18 protein-coding genes and 1 pseudogene are annotated in these 15,280 nt (G+C 67.7%); 11 read left to right on the forward strand and 8 right to left on the reverse strand.

The genetic code is table 11. The annotated features are described in order from the left end of the window. Window positions 1-56 precede the first annotated feature (56 nt). Window positions 57-386, forward strand: coding sequence for a hypothetical protein (locus AO501_RS25035; protein WP_055580274.1), 330 nt, complete (start codon window positions 57-59; stop codon window positions 384-386). A 71-nt stretch (window positions 387-457) separates the two neighbouring features. Beyond that, window positions 458-895: an SRPBCC family protein gene (locus AO501_RS25040; protein WP_055580275.1), complete on the forward strand. Its 438-nt coding sequence runs from the start codon at window positions 458-460 to the stop codon at window positions 893-895. On the opposite strand, the gene AO501_RS25045 is transcribed toward AO501_RS25040, so the two are convergent. Continuing rightward, entirely contained in the window at window positions 892-1,617 is a 726-nt protein-coding gene (locus AO501_RS25045; RefSeq protein ID WP_055580276.1) for an Rv3717 family N-acetylmuramoyl-L-alanine amidase, read from the reverse strand. The genes AO501_RS25040 and AO501_RS25045 overlap by 4 nt on opposite strands. Before the next feature lie 134 nt (window positions 1,618-1,751). Here AO501_RS25045 and AO501_RS25050 point away from each other — a divergent pair, with 134 nt between their 5' ends. Beyond that, window positions 1,752-2,099 (forward strand): YbaB/EbfC family nucleoid-associated protein, encoded by a 348-nt coding sequence (locus tag AO501_RS25050; protein WP_082658828.1) that lies wholly within the window; start codon window positions 1,752-1,754, stop codon window positions 2,097-2,099. A gap of 8 nt (window positions 2,100-2,107) precedes the next feature. Beyond that, on the forward strand, window positions 2,108-2,719 hold the full coding sequence (recR, locus tag AO501_RS25055) for a recombination mediator RecR (RefSeq protein WP_055580278.1): 612 nt from the start codon (window positions 2,108-2,110) through the stop codon (window positions 2,717-2,719). 7 nt (window positions 2,720-2,726) lie between these two features. Here the strand turns inward: recR and AO501_RS25060 are convergent, their stop codons facing one another. Beyond that, on the reverse strand, window positions 2,727-3,356 hold the full coding sequence (locus AO501_RS25060) for a C39 family peptidase (protein WP_063892918.1): 630 nt from the start codon (window positions 3,354-3,356) through the stop codon (window positions 2,727-2,729). A 133-nt stretch (window positions 3,357-3,489) separates the two neighbouring features. On the opposite strand from AO501_RS25060, the gene AO501_RS40360 reads away from it, so the two are divergent. After that, complete coding sequence (locus tag AO501_RS40360; RefSeq protein ID WP_082658831.1) at window positions 3,490-3,954, forward strand: PE family protein; 465 nt, start codon at window positions 3,490-3,492, stop codon at window positions 3,952-3,954. Here AO501_RS40360 and AO501_RS25070 read toward each other — a convergent pair. Then, complete coding sequence (locus AO501_RS25070) at window positions 3,951-4,640, reverse strand: type 1 glutamine amidotransferase (RefSeq protein WP_082658832.1); 690 nt, start codon at window positions 4,638-4,640, stop codon at window positions 3,951-3,953. The two genes, AO501_RS40360 and AO501_RS25070, sit on opposite strands and share 4 nt — an antisense overlap. A 16-nt stretch (window positions 4,641-4,656) precedes the next feature. Then, window positions 4,657-5,886 (reverse strand): Mur ligase family protein, encoded by a 1,230-nt coding sequence (locus AO501_RS25075; RefSeq protein WP_055580281.1) that lies wholly within the window; start codon window positions 5,884-5,886, stop codon window positions 4,657-4,659. 72 nt (window positions 5,887-5,958) lie between these two features. Here AO501_RS25075 and AO501_RS25080 point away from each other — a divergent pair, with 72 nt between their 5' ends. Next, on the forward strand, window positions 5,959-6,951 hold the full coding sequence (locus AO501_RS25080; protein WP_371934989.1) for a DEDDh family exonuclease: 993 nt from the start codon (window positions 5,959-5,961) through the stop codon (window positions 6,949-6,951). 18 nt (window positions 6,952-6,969) lie between these two features. Here AO501_RS25080 and AO501_RS25085 read toward each other — a convergent pair whose 3' ends face one another. After that, complete coding sequence (locus AO501_RS25085; protein WP_055580282.1) at window positions 6,970-7,638, reverse strand: LuxR C-terminal-related transcriptional regulator; 669 nt, start codon at window positions 7,636-7,638, stop codon at window positions 6,970-6,972. Window positions 7,639-7,804: 166 nt separating this feature from the next. On the opposite strand from AO501_RS25085, the gene AO501_RS25090 reads away from it, so the two are divergent. Together AO501_RS25090 and AO501_RS25095 are read left to right on the forward strand one after the other, a co-directional pair. Further along, complete coding sequence (locus AO501_RS25090) at window positions 7,805-8,365, forward strand: hypothetical protein (protein WP_055580283.1); 561 nt, start codon at window positions 7,805-7,807, stop codon at window positions 8,363-8,365. Then, window positions 8,362-8,760, forward strand: a complete 399-nt coding sequence (locus AO501_RS25095) for a hypothetical protein (RefSeq protein WP_055580284.1) — start codon at window positions 8,362-8,364, stop codon at window positions 8,758-8,760. The genes AO501_RS25090 and AO501_RS25095 overlap by 4 nt, the downstream gene beginning before the upstream one ends. A 58-nt stretch (window positions 8,761-8,818) precedes the next feature. Here AO501_RS25095 and leuA read toward each other — a convergent pair whose 3' ends face one another. Further along, the gene (gene leuA, locus AO501_RS25100; RefSeq protein ID WP_055580285.1) at window positions 8,819-10,621 is read right to left on the reverse strand and encodes a 2-isopropylmalate synthase; all 1,803 of its coding nucleotides are present in this window, start codon (window positions 10,619-10,621) and stop codon (window positions 8,819-8,821) included. 319 nt (window positions 10,622-10,940) lie between these two features. Between leuA and AO501_RS25105 the strand changes: the two genes are divergently transcribed. From AO501_RS25105 to AO501_RS25115, 3 genes are read left to right on the forward strand one after another with little or no spacing between them, the layout of a single operon-like run. After that, complete coding sequence (locus tag AO501_RS25105; RefSeq protein ID WP_055580286.1) at window positions 10,941-12,206, forward strand: aspartate kinase; 1,266 nt, start codon at window positions 10,941-10,943, stop codon at window positions 12,204-12,206. A gap of 2 nt (window positions 12,207-12,208) precedes the next feature. Beyond that, the gene (locus tag AO501_RS25110) at window positions 12,209-13,243 is read left to right on the forward strand and encodes an aspartate-semialdehyde dehydrogenase (RefSeq protein ID WP_055580287.1); all 1,035 of its coding nucleotides are present in this window, start codon (window positions 12,209-12,211) and stop codon (window positions 13,241-13,243) included. A gap of 7 nt (window positions 13,244-13,250) precedes the next feature. Next, window positions 13,251-14,384: a DUF4185 domain-containing protein gene (locus tag AO501_RS25115; protein WP_055580288.1), complete on the forward strand. Its 1,134-nt coding sequence runs from the start codon at window positions 13,251-13,253 to the stop codon at window positions 14,382-14,384. Here AO501_RS25115 and AO501_RS25120 read toward each other — a convergent pair. Both AO501_RS25120 and AO501_RS40365 read right to left on the reverse strand, forming a co-directional pair. Further along, window positions 14,381-14,692: a hypothetical protein gene (locus AO501_RS25120; protein WP_156452774.1), complete on the reverse strand. Its 312-nt coding sequence runs from the start codon at window positions 14,690-14,692 to the stop codon at window positions 14,381-14,383. The two genes, AO501_RS25115 and AO501_RS25120, sit on opposite strands and share 4 nt — an antisense overlap. A gap of 100 nt (window positions 14,693-14,792) precedes the next feature. Next, window positions 14,793-15,280, reverse strand: a pseudogene (locus AO501_RS40365) (PE family protein); the annotation flags it as partial.

Raw genomic sequence — 15,280 nt, forward strand, 5'->3', positions numbered from 1 at the left:
GACATGCATGCCGGGCTGTGCCGAACTGAACGAGAGCGGTCCATGGAGTCACAACGATGACCGAATCCGCGCATCGCCCGAAGAACGGTCTGGGGACGGCTGCGTTGGTGATCGCGGTCATCGCCTGGGCGGTGGACTTAACGGTAATTCCACTGGGGAATGGCTGGCCGATTTTCGGCGGGGCGATCGTGGGCGTCGTGGCGGTGGTGGTCGGGAGTGCTGCCCTGAGCCGTGTCCGGCGCGGCGAGGCCGGCGGTAGCCGCTTCGCGATCGCTGGGATCGTGCTGGGTTGCGCTGCGCTCATCGCTGGAATCGCGCTGGGAGTCCTTGCGCTGATCGGTTTTGCGCTTTTTACCTGGCTGTATGCCTTGATGGAAGGCAATTGATGCAGACCCGCAGCGCCGCCCTACGTATGGTGGTCCACGACAACGGCTACCTAGCAGAGGAGTGACACCTGATGGGACAGGTGAAAGCAACCAGCACCGTCTTGATCCAGGCGGAGCCCGCGAAGGTGCTCGACGCGGTTGCCGACTATAAAACTGTCCGCCCGAAGATCCTCTCGCCGCAGTACAGCGATTACGAGGTGCTCGAGGGCGGCCAGGGGAAGGGCACCGTCGCCAAGTGGCGGCTGCAGGCGACCAAGTCCCGGGTGCGCGACGTGCAGGTGAACGTCGACGTCGCGGGTCACACCGTCATCGAGAAGGACGCCAACTCGTCCATGGTCATCAACTGGACGGTGGCGCCCGCCGGGCCAGGTTCCAGCGTCACCGTGACGACCACCTGGACGGGTGCCGGCGGCGTCAAAGGTTTCTTCGAGAAGACGTTCGCACCGCTTGGGCTGAAGAAGATCCAGGGCGAGGTGCTGGACAACCTGAAGAAGGAACTCGAGAGCTAGCGAGCCTGCCCCTGGGTTGCCAGGAATCCCGCGACGCCGCGCACCAGCGCGTCGGCGTACTTCTGCCGGCCCTCCGCGGACTCCATCAGCGCCGAGTCCGCGGGATTCTTCATGTTGCCGAGCTCAACCAGGACCGACGGGTACTGGGCCAGGTTGAGTCCGGCCAGATCCGCCCGTCCGTACAGGCCGCCCTGGCCGATGTAGTTGGCCGGCGGGATGCCCGATGCCTGCAGCTGGTCACGCATGACGCGGGCGAACTGCACCGACGGCCCCGACTGGGCGGCGTTGAGCGGCGGGGACGAATAGTTGACGTGGAAACCGCGTCCCGACGCCGGGCCGCCGTCGCCGTGCAGGCTGACGATCGCGTTGGGGTGCAGCGCGTTGGCCATGTTGGCGCGTTCGTCGACGCACGGGCCCAGCGCGTTGTCATTGCCGCGTGACATGGCGGTGCGCACTCCCAGCGCATTGAGCGCGGCGCGCAGGCGCAGCGCGGTGTCCCAGGTGAAGGTGTGCTCGGGATATCCGCTGTTGGTCGACGTTCCGCTGGCCTGGCAGTCCTTGGTGCCGCCCCGGCCCGTGGGTACCTGACGGCCGATGGACGCGTCGTTTGCGCCGTTGTGGCCGGGATCGATGAACACCACCATGCCGGCCAGGCTGCCCGGCGCCGCGGCGGCTTTGGGCATCAGCGGCATGACGGCGGCGACGAGCACCCCGACGAGCATGGCTAAACCGACACGCAGGCTTACAGGTACGTCCACTGCGCCAAGGTAACGCGGCGCGGACTACGCTGAATGTTTCAAATCGCCCGACAACCGCAGGCGAAACCAACTCGAGACCAAGATGCGAGGGGACTGTCATGCAACCCGGAGGCGATATGTCGCAACTGCTGGCGCAGGCGCAGCAGATGCAGCAGAAACTATTGGAAGCCCAACAGCAGCTGGCGAACTCCGAGGTGCACGGTCAGGCCGGTGGGGGCCTGGTCAAGGTCGTCGTAAAAGGCAGCGGCGAGGTGGTCGGCGTGACGATCGACCCGAAGGTCGTCAACCCCGACGACATCGAGACTCTGCAGGACCTGATCGTCGGCGCGATGGGCGACGCGTCCCGGCAGGTCACCACGATGGCGCAGGAGCGCCTGGGTGCCCTGGCCGGTGGCATGCGTCCGCCCGCCCCTCCGGGACCGCCGCCCGGTGTGCCGGGGGTCTGAACTTCGGCATGTTTGAGGGACCGGTTCAGGACCTGATCGACGAGCTCGGCAAGCTGCCGGGCATCGGACCCAAGAGCGCGCAACGCATCGCTTTCCATCTGTTGTCGGTGGAGCCGCCGGACATCGATCGGTTGACCGCCGTGCTGGGAAAGGTCCGCGACGGCGTCCGGTTCTGCGCCGTCTGCGGCAATGTGTCCGACGACGAGCGGTGCCGGATCTGTGCCGATCCACGCCGCGACGGCTCGCTGGTGTGCGTGGTCGAGGAGCCCAAAGACATTCAGGCCGTCGAGCGCACCCGCGAGTTCCGCGGTCGGTACCACGTTCTGGGCGGTGCGCTGGATCCGTTGTCGGGAATCGGGCCCGAGCAGTTGCGAATCCGTGAGTTGCTCACCCGCATCGGTCAGCGCGTCGACGACGTCGACATCGCCGAGGTGATCATCGCCACCGACCCCAATACCGAGGGCGAGGCGACCGCCACCTACCTGGTCCGGATGTTGCGCGACATCCCCGGTTTGACCGTGACGCGCATCGCGTCCGGGTTGCCGATGGGCGGCGACTTGGAGTTCGCCGACGAGCTGACGCTGGGTCGCGCGCTCACCGGTCGCCGCGCCATGGTCTGAGCCGGGGTCACCTGGTCACGACGGCGAAATTGCCGCTGGTGGCCCATGCCGCCTCGAAGGTGGCGAGCGAAATCTGTTCGTCGCGCCCGGCCTTGATCCCGCTGTCGTTGACGTGCACCACCCCGGCTCGGGTGTCTATCCCGGTGACGACCACGAAGTGGTTCTCCCGGCTGCGGTCGCCGCCCTCGTCCCACAGGATTCTGTTGTTGACCCCGGCGATCACCTTTCGGCCCTGGTCCAGGGCACGTTCCAGGGCGGCCGTGTCGCTCCTGGTCTCGTCGGACTGGACGCCGTAGTGCGCCAGCAGGACCGGGAGGTCCCGGTTGCTGGTCCTGTTCCCCGGTGTGTAGATCGGTCCGGCATGGGCTGTGCTGGGGATGTTCCCGGCCGCGTCGTCGATCTCCTCCTCGGAGATCTGGTTGCCGGTGATCTGACCGATTACGTCGGCCACGGCCATCTCCCCGCAGTCGCGGTCCTGCTTCTGGTAGCGCCAGTAGGGTGCGGCGGCGCCCGGGTCACCGTGCATCCCGCCGGTGCTCGGATCGGCCTGGGCCGTGCCGGGGAATCCGAGCAGCGAGCAGGTCACGGCCGCGAGACCGACCGCTGCGGCAACGCTCCTTCTTAAACCAGGGGCCATGGCGATCCGTTTCTTCCAGCCCCCGGGGGGATTCTAAATCCGTCGCGCCATTCTGATAACGCTTCGGGCACGGCGGACGACATGCATTACTGAGCCGCCGCGTCGAACCCCGTCGGCGGAAGAAGGGATGGCGATGTCGTTCGTAAGCGCAAGACCGGAATTGCTCGAGGCGGCATCGGCGGACCTGGCGGGGATCGGATCCAACCTTGCGGCGACCAGCGCCGCGGTGGCGGCGCCGACGACCGCCGTGCCGGCACCGGGTGCCGACGGGGTGTCGGCAGCGCTATCGGCGATGTTCGGCTGGCACGGCCAGGCGTACCAGCAATTGAGTGCGCAGGCCGCCGTTTTCCATGACCAGTTCGTGCAGCTGCTGAGGTCCGGTGCGCAGTCCTACTCCACCGTGGACGCCGCCAACCAGGCGGCGTTGCAGGCCGAGACCGTGGTGAGTGGTGGCGCGGGCGCGGCGGGGCCGGTGGCGGCGGAAGCGCAGATCACCCCGGCGGTCGGCCATGCGGTGGCGGCCGACACGCCCCTGTATGCGGCACTGGCAAACAGCCCCGCGTTCGAGGGCCTGGGCGACTGGCTCCAAGCGCTCTAGGCTCCCAGCCGCTCCCGGCGCAGCAGGTCCACCTCGGGTAGCTCCAGGGGCGGCAGCTCGCCCACCACCTGGCTCAGCAGATGGTCGGCAAGCTCCGGATTGCGCGCCAGGCACGGCCCGTGCATGTACGTCGCCACCACGCTGCCCTGCACCACGCCGTCGAAACCGTCGCCGGCCCGGTTGCCCGCGCCCCTGGTGACCGCGGCCAGCGGCGACGCGGCCGGTCCCAGCACCGTCCCCCCGCGGTGGTTCTCGAAACCGGTCAAGCGCTGCGTCAAACCGGGCAGCAGCGGCTTGGACACCAGCTCGCCGATGGTCCGCTTTTCCTGCGGCGACGTCGTCGCGTCCAGCATGCCGACGCCGTCCACCCGCTCACCCGACGACGTCTCGTACCAGTGGCCGAGCACCTGGACCGCTGCACAGATCGCCAGCACCGGGGCACCACGCTCTGCCGCCCGCTGCAGACCCGGGTACTGCAGCAGATGCCGGGTGGCCAACCGCTGGGCATAGTCTTCCGCGCCACCGAGTGTGTAGAGGTCCAGCGAGTCGGGCACCGGATCGGCCAGCGTGATCTCGACGATCTCGGCGGGGATGCCACGCAGCAGCAACCGCTGGCGCAGCACTACGGCGTTGCCACCGTCACCGTAGGTGCCCATGACGTCGGGCAGGACGAGCCCGATCCGGATCGGGTCAGTTCGCAAGTCAGCCACGCCGCGCCAACCTCCGGTTCAGCTGCAGAAAGGCGGTGTAATTGGCGACCACCTCGACCCGCCCGGGCGGGCAGGACTCGATGGCCGCCACCGTGTCGTGCACCAGGGTGTGCTCGACGCCGGCGTACCCGAGTCGCACCGCGAGGTCCATGCCGCGTTCGCCGGCGGCCACCACCCGGGTCTCTTCGAAGTGTTCGAAGCGCACATCCCACAGCCACGACAGGTCTTCGCCGTCGGGAACCTGCCCGTTGACCGCGATCACCACGCCGTCGGCATGCTTGTCCACCATTGACAGCGCTTCCTGCCAGCCGGCCGGGTTCTTGGCCAGCAGGATCCGCGCGTCATGCGTACCGACCCGGACCGTCCGATACCGCCCGGCGACTTCGTCGACCATGCAGACGGCCGCCACCGCCTTGCGCGGGTCGGCGCCCAGCGCGACGGCGGCCGCGACCGCCTGTGCTGCATTGCCGCGGTTCACCGCTCCCGGCAGGGCCAGCCGCATCGGGACGGCGAGGCCCTCGGGTCCGTACAGCGTCTGCTCGTCGAACCACCACTGCGGGCTGGGCCGTTTGAAGTCGGCGCCGGTGGAGTACCAATGGCCCTGCTCGCGCACGATCACCTCGCCGCTGCGCGGACAGCTCACCGAGTCGTTCGACCAGGAGCCGCCCGCGGCCACCCACACCACGTTGGGGCTGTCGTAGGCGGCCGAGGTCATCAGCACGTCGTCACAGTTGGCGACCACGACGGCGTTGGGATGCCGGGCCAGGCCGGCTCGCAGGGTTCGTTCGATGACGTTGATCTCGCCGACCCGGTCCAGCTGGTCGCGCGACAGGTTGAGCAACACGACGGCGGTCGGCTCGACCGCGTCCGACACGTGCGGCACGTGCATCTCGTCGACTTCCAGGGCCGCCAATCCGGCCCGGCGATCCGCCGCCAGCGCCGCCACCAGCCCGGCGTCCATATTGGCGCCCTCCGCGTTGGTGGCCACGGCCCCCAGCGTGCCCAGGGCCGCCGCGGTCATCCGGGTGGTCGTCGACTTGCCGTTGGTGCCGGTGATGATGACAGTGCGCCGGCCCACCCCGAGCTGCCGCAGGATCGACCGGTCCAGAGTCATCGCCACCAGTCCGCCGATCATGGCGCCGGCCCCGCGGCCGGTGACGCGCGACGCCCACCGCGCGCTTGCCCCGGCGGCAAGAGCCAGACGTGCGCGAGTCGTGATCATGCGTGCAGGTTAACCGCCGACACGACGCGGCAGCGACCCAGCGATGTCGGTCGGACGTGCCATTCTCATGGCATGAACCGGATGTCCTGGGGTCGCCCGGCGCGTGAGCCGGACGCGGGATGGGCCGTCATCGACGTCGAGACCTCGGGCTTTCGCCCGGGTCAGGCCAGGATCATCAGCGTCGCGGCGCTGGGCCTGGACGCCGACGGCCGCGTCGAACAGTCATTTGTGAGCTTGCTCAACCCGGGCGTGGATCCCGGTCCCACCCACGTGCACGGGCTCACCGCCGCGATGCTCGAAGATCAGCCACAGTTCGCCGAGATCGTCGAAGACCTGGTTGACGTGCTGCGCGGCCGCACGCTGGTGGCGCACAACGTCGCCTTCGACTACTCGTTCCTGGCCGCCGAAGCCGAGATCGCCGAGGCGGAACTGCCGGTCGATTCCGTGATGTGCACGGTCGAACTGGCCCGGCGCCTGGAACTCGGCGTCGACAATCTCCGGCTGGAGACGCTGGCCGCGCACTGGGGAGTCACCCAGGAACGGCCGCACGACGCGTTTGACGACGCGATGGTGTTGACCGGAATCCTGGCTCCGGCGCTGCAACGGGCGCGGGACCGCGACATCTGGCTGCCGGTGCGGCCGGTGACCCGGCATCGCTGGCCCAACGGCCGGGTGACGCATGACGAGCTGCGGCCCTTGAAGGCGCTGGCTGCCCGGATGCCCTGCCCGTATCTCAACCCCGGCCGCTACGTCCGGGGCAGGCCTTTGGTCCAGGGCATGCGGGTGGCGCTGGCAACCGAGGTGCGACGGACCCACGAGGAACTCGTCGAACGCATGCTGTACGCCGGGCTGGCCTACAGCGACGACGTCGACCGGGAGACCTCCCTGGTGGTGTGCAACGAACCCGCGCCTGAACAGGGCAAGGGCTATCACGCGCTGCAGCTGGGGGTGCCGGTGGTCTCCGACGTGCAGTTCATGGACGGCGTCGGCGCGGTGGTGGGCGGTCGCAGCATGGAGGAGTTCGCGGACACCGCGATGGTCGACGAGCAGTTCGCGCTGTTCTGAGGGTGGCGACCCCGTTTTTCAGGGGCCGCCGCGCCAGTGGTCGATGCGGTGGTGGTCCGGGGTGAACCCGTGATCGACGCCCCACAACACCGCCTGCGTGCGGCTTTCGACTCCGATCTTCCGGTAAATCGTGCGGATGTAGGACTTCACCGTGTTGGGGCTCAGGTAGGTCAGCCGCGCGACGTCGGCGTTGCTTTTGCCCTGGGTGATCAGCGCCAGGATCTCCGCCTCGCGGTCGCTGAGTCCTTCGCAGCGGCCGGGCCAGTCCAGCCCGGGTGCGCTGCGCGCCCGCATTGCCACCTCACTGATCACGACGTCACCGGAATGCACGGCCTCCAGGGCGGCAACCAGTTCACGTGCCGGCAGGGTCTTCGACAGATAGCCGTGCGCCCCGTGCTGTCTTGCACTTTCGACGAGATCGGGGTGAAAGTTCCAGGTGTACACCACAACTCGACGCGCCCGAGGGTTGGCGACCAGGTGGGCGATCTCCTCGTGATCGGACTCCGGCTGAGCGAATGAGTCGTACAGGACGATGTCGACCGTGTCCTGGAGAGGCATGGAGGAATCGAGTTCGGCTATCACGATGCGTTCGCGGTAAGGGTCAAGCATGTTCGCGACACCCTTGACGACGACGTCGTAGTCATCGACGAGCGCGATCGTGATCGGTGTGCCGGATGCTGGCGGCATGCCGGGGAGATTACCCCCTTAGGGGTGTATTAGTACCCCCCGTAAGGGTGGTCGACTGAATTGGTCACTGCCCCAACGTGGCTGCCCGGCATTACTTCTGATTTCGCCATCGACGTTTAGCCCCGGGACAGACGGCTATTCAACACATGTACGAGAGGAGCGCGAAATGTCCACTTGGGAAACGATTTTGATTGCGGTCTTCGCCGTAATCGCCGTCGCCTTACTGATCGGCGCGGTCGGCTACGCCATGAATCGTCGCAGGACACAGCGACTGAGACAGCACTACGGCCCCGAATACGAGCGCCTGGTGTCGGAGACCGGAGGCCAGAAAGCAGCGGAGAAGGAGCTGATCGCGCGGGAACACAAGCACGAGAAGCTCGACATTGTCCCGTTGCCGCCTGCCGCACGGTCGAATTTCACCACCCGCTGGAATCAGGTGCAGACGGCGTTCGTCGACAACCCCACCGCCGCCGTCGGCGTCGCGGATCGGCTGGTGACCGATGTGATGCGTGAAAGGGGCTATCCCGTAGACGATTTCGACCAGCGGGCGGCCGACATTTCGGTGGACCATCCGCAGATCGTTGACAACTACCGCGCTGCGCATGCTGTTCATCTTTCGCAACAGCACGGCGAGGTCAGCACCGAACAGCAGCGAGAAGCGTTCGTCCGTTACCGGGCGTTGTTCGAAAAGCTTTTGGAGACAACATCGCAGGAGGCAAAGAAATGACCACGCACGATCAGCGAACCGACACCAGCGGCGCATACGACGACACCCAGCCGCCCCAGCAGGCACCCGCGGCGCCGGTGCAACCCTCCCACGAGGCGGGCCACGAGACCAGCCGATCATCAACGGAGGAAACACTTTTCGGAGACGCCGACCTCGCGGATCTGCGGGCGCGCTGGGCCGGCGTACAGGCGGCCTTCGTCGACGATCCCAAAGACTGCGTGCAGAAGGCCGACGTGCTGGTCTCCGATCTGGTCGACCAGCTCACCACCGGATTCGCTCATGCGCGTTCGCGTCTGGAGGAACAGTGGTCACGCGGTGAGGAGGCGTCAACCGAAGATCTACGTCTCGCGCTGATGCACTACCGCGAGTTCTTCGAGCGACTGCTCGCCGTCTAACCCCTCAAAGCACGGGCCCGGCCTCCCTGCCCCGGCGGGGCCGGGCCCGCCCCTGTCGCTAGCGCGACGCCCGGTTGACGGCCGACACCACGGCGCGCAGCGACGCGGTGGTGATCGACGGCGCGATGCCGACTCCCCAGACGGTCCTGCCGGCCACCGAAGCCTCCACATAGGCAGCCGCCTGCGCGTCGTCGCCGGCGCTCATCGCGTGCTCGGAGTAGTCCAGCACGGCGACGTCGAACCCGACCGTGCCCAGCGCGTCGACGAACGCGGCCAGCGGGCCGTTGCCGGTGCCGCTGATCTCGGTCTCCGTCCCGTCGATCTTCACGGTGGCGGTGATGCTGGTGGTGCCGGTGTCTTCTTCGGACGCGTCTACCCGCTGCTTGATGCGTTCCAGCGGCAGGATCGGGGCCAGGTACTCCTCGGAGAATGCCTCCCACATCTCCTTGGGCGACACCTCACCGCCCTCGCCGTCCGCCATTTTCTGGATGACCTGCGAGAACTCGATCTGCAACCGGCGCGGCAGGGCCAGTCCGTGGTCAGCCTTCATGATGTAGGCCACCCCGCCCTTACCGGACTGGGAGTTGACCCGGATCACCGCTTCATAGGTGCGCCCGACGTCCTTGGGGTCGATCGGCAGATACGGCACCTGCCACAGCATGTCTTCGACATCGCTGTCGGCGGCATCGGCGTCGAACTTCATCTGGTCCAGACCCTTGTTGATGGCGTCCTGGTGGCTGCCGGAGAACGCGGTGTACACCAGGTCGCCGCCGTAGGGGTGACGCTCGTGGACCGGCAGCTGGTTGCAGTACTCGACCGTGCGACGGATCTCGTCGATGTTGGAGAAGTCGATCTGCGGGTCGACGCCGCGGGAGAACAGGTTGAGCCCCAGTGTGACCAGGCAGACGTTGCCGGTGCGCTCACCGTTGCCGAACAGGCAGCCCTCGATCCGGTCGGCGCCGGCCTGATAGCCCAATTCGGCCGCGGCAACCGCCGTTCCGCGGTCGTTGTGCGGGTGCAGGCTCAAAATGACGGAGTCACGGCGGGCCAGGTTGCGGCTCATCCACTCGATCGAGTCGGCATAGACGTTGGGTGTGGCCATCTCGACGGTGGCCGGCAGGTTGAAGATGATCGGGTTGTCCGGAGTCGGCTGGATCACCTCACCGACGGCGTCGCACACCTGCTTGGCGTACTCCAGCTCGGTCCCGGTGTAGGACTCCGGCGAGTACTCGAACCGCCAGCGGGTGCCCGGGTACTTCGCCGCCTCCTCGACACACTTGCGTGCGCCGGCGGTGGCGATCTCCTGCACGGCGCCCCGGTCGGCGCGAAAGACGACGCGGCGCTGCAGGATCGAGGTGGAGTTGTAGAAGTGCACGATGACGTTCGCCGCGCCCTCACACGCCAGGAAGGTGCGCTCGATCAACTCGGGCCGGCACTGGGTCAGCACCTGAATGGTGACGTCGTCCGGAATGGCGCCGTCGGTGATGATGTCACGGACGAAGTCGAAGTCGGTCTGGCTGGCCGAGGGGAATCCGACCTCGATCTCCTTGTAGCCCATGCGGACCAGCAGGTCGAACATGCGGCGCTTGCGCGCCGGGCTCATCGGGTCGATCAGTGCCTGGTTGCCGTCGCGCAGGTCGACGGCGCACCACAGCGGTGCGTTCTCGATGACGCGGTCAGGCCAGGTGCGGTCGGCCACCCGGATGGGCTCCACCTCGTCGGCGAACGGGCGGTACCGGTGGACCGGCATCGCGGTACCGCGTTGCGGATTCCACGCCGGCTGGCCAGGCCTGGGCGGGCCGGCGGGTTTGTGGATGGTGCGCGCTGAAACGTAAGCGTCGGGTGAATCGGGATTGGTCACGGTCGTTGCTCCAGGGATGTTTGAGAAGGAACCTCAGACCGGCGCATCGCGAACACCCGCGACGGGAAGCCGGTCTGGATCAGACCCCGTCGCGGCGTCCGAGAAGGAGCACCCGCTGCACGGTGTGAACTCTACCGCGCCCGGCCCATCGGCCAAAATGTGAGTCATGCACCCCCGCGGGGCGCGATTCGCCAGGGGCCTCGAGGATGACGACGGGGCAGGGTGGTTGTGATCCTCGGCGCCGCGTAAATCAAGATGCGCCGCCACGTATTCTGTTGTGGACTTAACGCAGGCCCGTCCCAGACAGGAAAAGATTTCAGTGGCGCTCGTCGTGCAGAAGTACGGCGGATCCTCGGTGTCCGACGCCGACCGTATCCGCCGAGTTGCCGAGCGGATCGTGGAGACCAAGAAGCAGGGCAACGACGTCGTGGTCGTGGTCTCGGCAATGGGCGACACCACCGACGAACTGCTGGACCTGGCCCAACAGGTGTGCCCGGTGCCGCCGCCGCGGGAACTCGACATGCTGCTGACCGCCGGCGAGCGAATCTCCAACGCGCTGGTCGCCATGGCGATCGAATCGTTGGGCGCCCAGGCTCGGTCGTTCACCGGCTCTCAGGCCGGTGTCATCACCACCGGCACGCACGGTAACGCCAAGATCATCGAGGTGACCCCGGGACGGCTGCAGGCCGCCCTCGACGAGGGCCGGATCGTGTTGGTCGCCGGGTTCCAGGGGGTCAGCCAGGACACCCGCGATGTCACTACCTTGGGCCGCGGTGGCTCGGACACCACCGCCGTCGCGCTGGCCTCCGCGCTGGGCGCCGACGTGTGCGAGATCTACACCGACGTCGACGGCATCTTCAGTGCCGACCCGCGCATCGTGCCCAACGCCCGCAAGCTGGACACGGTCACTTTCGAGGAAATGCTCGAGATGGCGGCCTGCGGAGCCAAGGTGTTGATGCTGCGCTGCGTCGAATACGCCCGCCGTTACAACCTTCCCGTGCACGTACGGTCCTCCTACTCGGACAAGCCGGGCACCGTCGTCGTCGGATCGATCAAGGACATAGCCATGGAAGACCCCATCCTGACCGGCGTTGCCCACGACCGCAGCGAGGCGAAGGTGACCATCGTCGGGATCCCCGACATCCCCGGATACGCCGCCAAGGTGTTCCGGGCGGTTGCCGACGCCGACGTGAACATCGACATGGTGCTGCAGAACGTGTCGAAGGTCGAGGACGGCAAGACCGACATCACCTTCACCTGTTCGCGCGACAGCGGACCGGTCGCGGTGGCCAAGCTGGACTCGCTCAAAGAAGAGATCGGCTTCCTGCAACTGTTGTATGACGACCACATCGGCAAGGTCTCGCTGATCGGCGCCGGTATGCGCAGCCACCCCGGCGTCACGGCCACCTTCTGTGAGGCGCTGGCCGCCGTCGGCGTCAACATCGAGCTGATCTCCACCTCCGAGATCCGCATCTCGGTCCTCTGCCGCGACACTGAACTAGATAAGGCCGTCGTTGCGTTGCACGAGGCGTTCGGGCTCGGCGGCGACGAGGAGGCGACGGTGTACGCAGGGACGGGTCGGTAACGATGGTTGCCGTAGGTGTTGTGGGTGCCACCGGGCAGGTGGGCCAGGTGATGCGCACGTTGCTCGACGAGCGCGACTTCCCGGCGACCAGTGTCCGGTTCTTCGCCTCGGCCCGCTCGCAGGGCCGCAAGCTGGCTTTCCGTGGCCAGGAGATCGAGGTCGAGGACGCCGAGACGGCCGATCCGGCCGGGCTGGACATCGCGTTGTTCTCCGCCGGGGGAGCGATGTCGAAGGTGCAGGCGCCGCGGTTCGCCGCCGCCGGCGTCACCGTGATCGACAACTCGTCGGCGTGGCGCAAAGACCCGGACGTGCCGCTGGTGGTCTCCGAGGTCAACTTCACCCGAGACGCACACCGGCGGCCCAAAGGCATCATCGCCAACCCGAACTGCACCACCATGGCGGCAATGCCGGTGCTCAAGGTGCTGCACGACGAGGCGGGCCTGACCCGCTTCATCGCCTCGTCCTATCAGGCAGTGTCGGGCAGCGGCCTGGCCGGTGTCGAGGAGCTGGCGACTCAGGCACGCGCGGTCATCGACAACGCCGAGCAACTCGTGCACGACGGCAGTGCCGTCGACTTCCCGCCACCGAGCAAGTACGTCGCGCCGATCGCGTTCAACGTGGTGCCGCTGGCCGGATCGTTGGTCGACGACGGCTCGGGTGAGACGGACGAGGACCAGAAGTTGCGCTCGGAGAGCCGCAAGATTCTCGGCATTCCGGACCTCCTGGTCAGCGGTACCTGCGTGCGGGTTCCGGTGTTCACCGGCCACTCGCTGTCCATCAACGCCGAATTCGCCCGGCCGCTCTCGCCGGAGCGGGCCCGCGAGCTGTTGGCCGTTGCGCCCGGGGTGAAGCTGGTCGACGTGCCGACACCGCTGGCCGCCGCCGGCGTCGACGAATCACTGGTCGGCCGCATCCGGCAGGATCCGGGAGTGCCCGACGGCCGTGGCCTGGCGCTGTTCGTCTCGGGCGACAACCTGCGCAAGGGCGCGGCGCTCAACACGATTCAGATCGCCGAACTGCTGGCCGCCGAGCTGTAGTCGACGGGTGCGCTCCGCCCTGCTCGCGCGGTGCGCTCTGGTCTTGTATTGCGTTGCTTCGCAAGGAGTTTGGCCCGCGCGCGCCGATCCGCCGGCCCCGGCCCCGCAGCCGGTGCTGCAGCCGCTGGCGCCTGGTCAGGTGTTGCGGATGGGTCCGGCGGCCGGCACCGGAACGCCCACCGCCGATTACGGCATCGGCGCGACCGACCTGTGTGAGTTCGTCGAATTCCCCAGCCAGCTGCTGCAGGTGTGCGGCGACAGCTTCGCCGGGCAGGGTGTGGGATACGGCGGCTGGTATGCGCCGGTCGCCTTGCGCGTCGACACCGCGTCCGTCGACGACCCCGACGGCGTTCGCTACACGGGCGTGACCGGCATCAGCCGACCGTTGCTCGCCGACCCCACACCGCCCGGGGCATCGCAGCTGCCCGCCGGAGTGGTGCAGATCAACCGGCGCAACTACCTGATGGTGGCTACGACGAAGAACCTGGACCCGCTGAACTCGCGGCTGGTCCGGGTCGACCCCGCCCGGGGTGGCTGGGAGACCGTTCCCGGTTCGGTGCGCACCGCGCCCTTCCAAGGCGGTCGGCAGACGCAGATCAGCGGTTACTACGACCCGATTCCCCGGGTGGACTCACCGACCGGGTGGGTGTACATCGTGGCCAACAGCTTCACCCGCCGACAGCCGGTGGTGTTGTATCGGGCCACCCCGGAGGCGTTCACCGACCGGTCCCGCTGGCAGGGCTGGTCGGCCGGGCCGGGTGGCGGGTGGAACAAGACGCCGACACCGCTGTGGCCCGACCTGGTCGGCGAGATGAGCATCAAGCAGATCGACGGCATGACGGTGCTGTCGTACTTCAATGCCACCACCGGTGACATGGAGGTCCGGGTGGCCGCGGACCCAACCTCGCTGGGATCTGCGCCAGTGACCACGGTGGTGCAGCACGATGACGAATGGCCCGACCCGCCCGAAAGTCTTCCGCCGCCGTACGACAACCGGCTCTCACAGCCCTACGGCGGCTACATCTCACCCGGGTCCACCATCGACGAACTGCGGATCTTCGTCAGCCAGTGGGACACCGAGGCGCGACAGGATGCGCCGTACCGGGTGATTCAGTACGCGGTCAATCCCTTCAAGGGCTAGCGCCAGCCCGGCGGCAGGTCGGCCGCGTGGTTGGGGCAGTTGTCGCGCGTGGCATTGAAAAGCACGTGCGCCGCGTTTTCGGGCGGCAACTTGGTGGAGAGGACCGCATAGGCGTATTGCATGGTTGAGCTGCCGTAACCGAAGTGGACTGCGCTGGCGCTGTCGTCCATCAGCGCGCAGGCTTCTCGCTCGTGGTTGTCATCGGCGTGGGCGATGCCGGATGCGCCGCACCACGCGACCAGGCTTACTCCGGCGATAACCGTGGCGGACCGAAGGCGGTGTTTCCCGGCGTGCTGGCGCGTGTGCAATTTCCTGGCGTACATGTTGAGCTATACCCAGGTTCGGCGGGGTGTTAATCCTGGTGCCTAAATTCGGCCCAAAGCCCGGGCGAGAACGCCGTGGCCGGTGCTAAACGGATTGGCCGGCCCTGCCGTTGCTGAAGATGCCGGTGTTCACCAGACCCAGGCCGCCGGCGCCGCCCGCGCCGGCAGTGCCTCCCGCACCGCCCTTGTTGCCCAAAGCGTTGCCGGCGGCACCGGGGCCACCCGCCCCACCGGTAGCACCGTCGTCGCCGTCACCACCGTTTCCGGGTGCGCCGGTGTTGGCGATGGCGCCGCCGCCGCCGCCACCGCCGGTGCTGACGTCGCCTGTCCCACCGCCACCGCCGGTGAACGCCGATACAGGGCTGGTGCCGCTGGCGTCGCCGCCGCTGCCACCATTGCCGGCGGCATTGCCGGCCGCGCCGGGCGCCCCGCCACCGCCGCCACCGCCGCCGAAAGCGGTGTTGGCCTGAGCGGCGCCGCCCGCGCCGCCACCGCCGCCCGCGCCGCCAGTTCCGCCTGTGCCGCCAGCGGCGGGTGCACCGGCGCCACCGCCGCCTCCACCTCCACCATGTC

Source organism: Mycobacterium gordonae, assembly GCF_001417955.2.
In the GTDB taxonomy this organism is placed as follows: Bacteria; Actinomycetota; Actinomycetes; order Mycobacteriales; family Mycobacteriaceae; genus Mycobacterium; species Mycobacterium gordonae_B.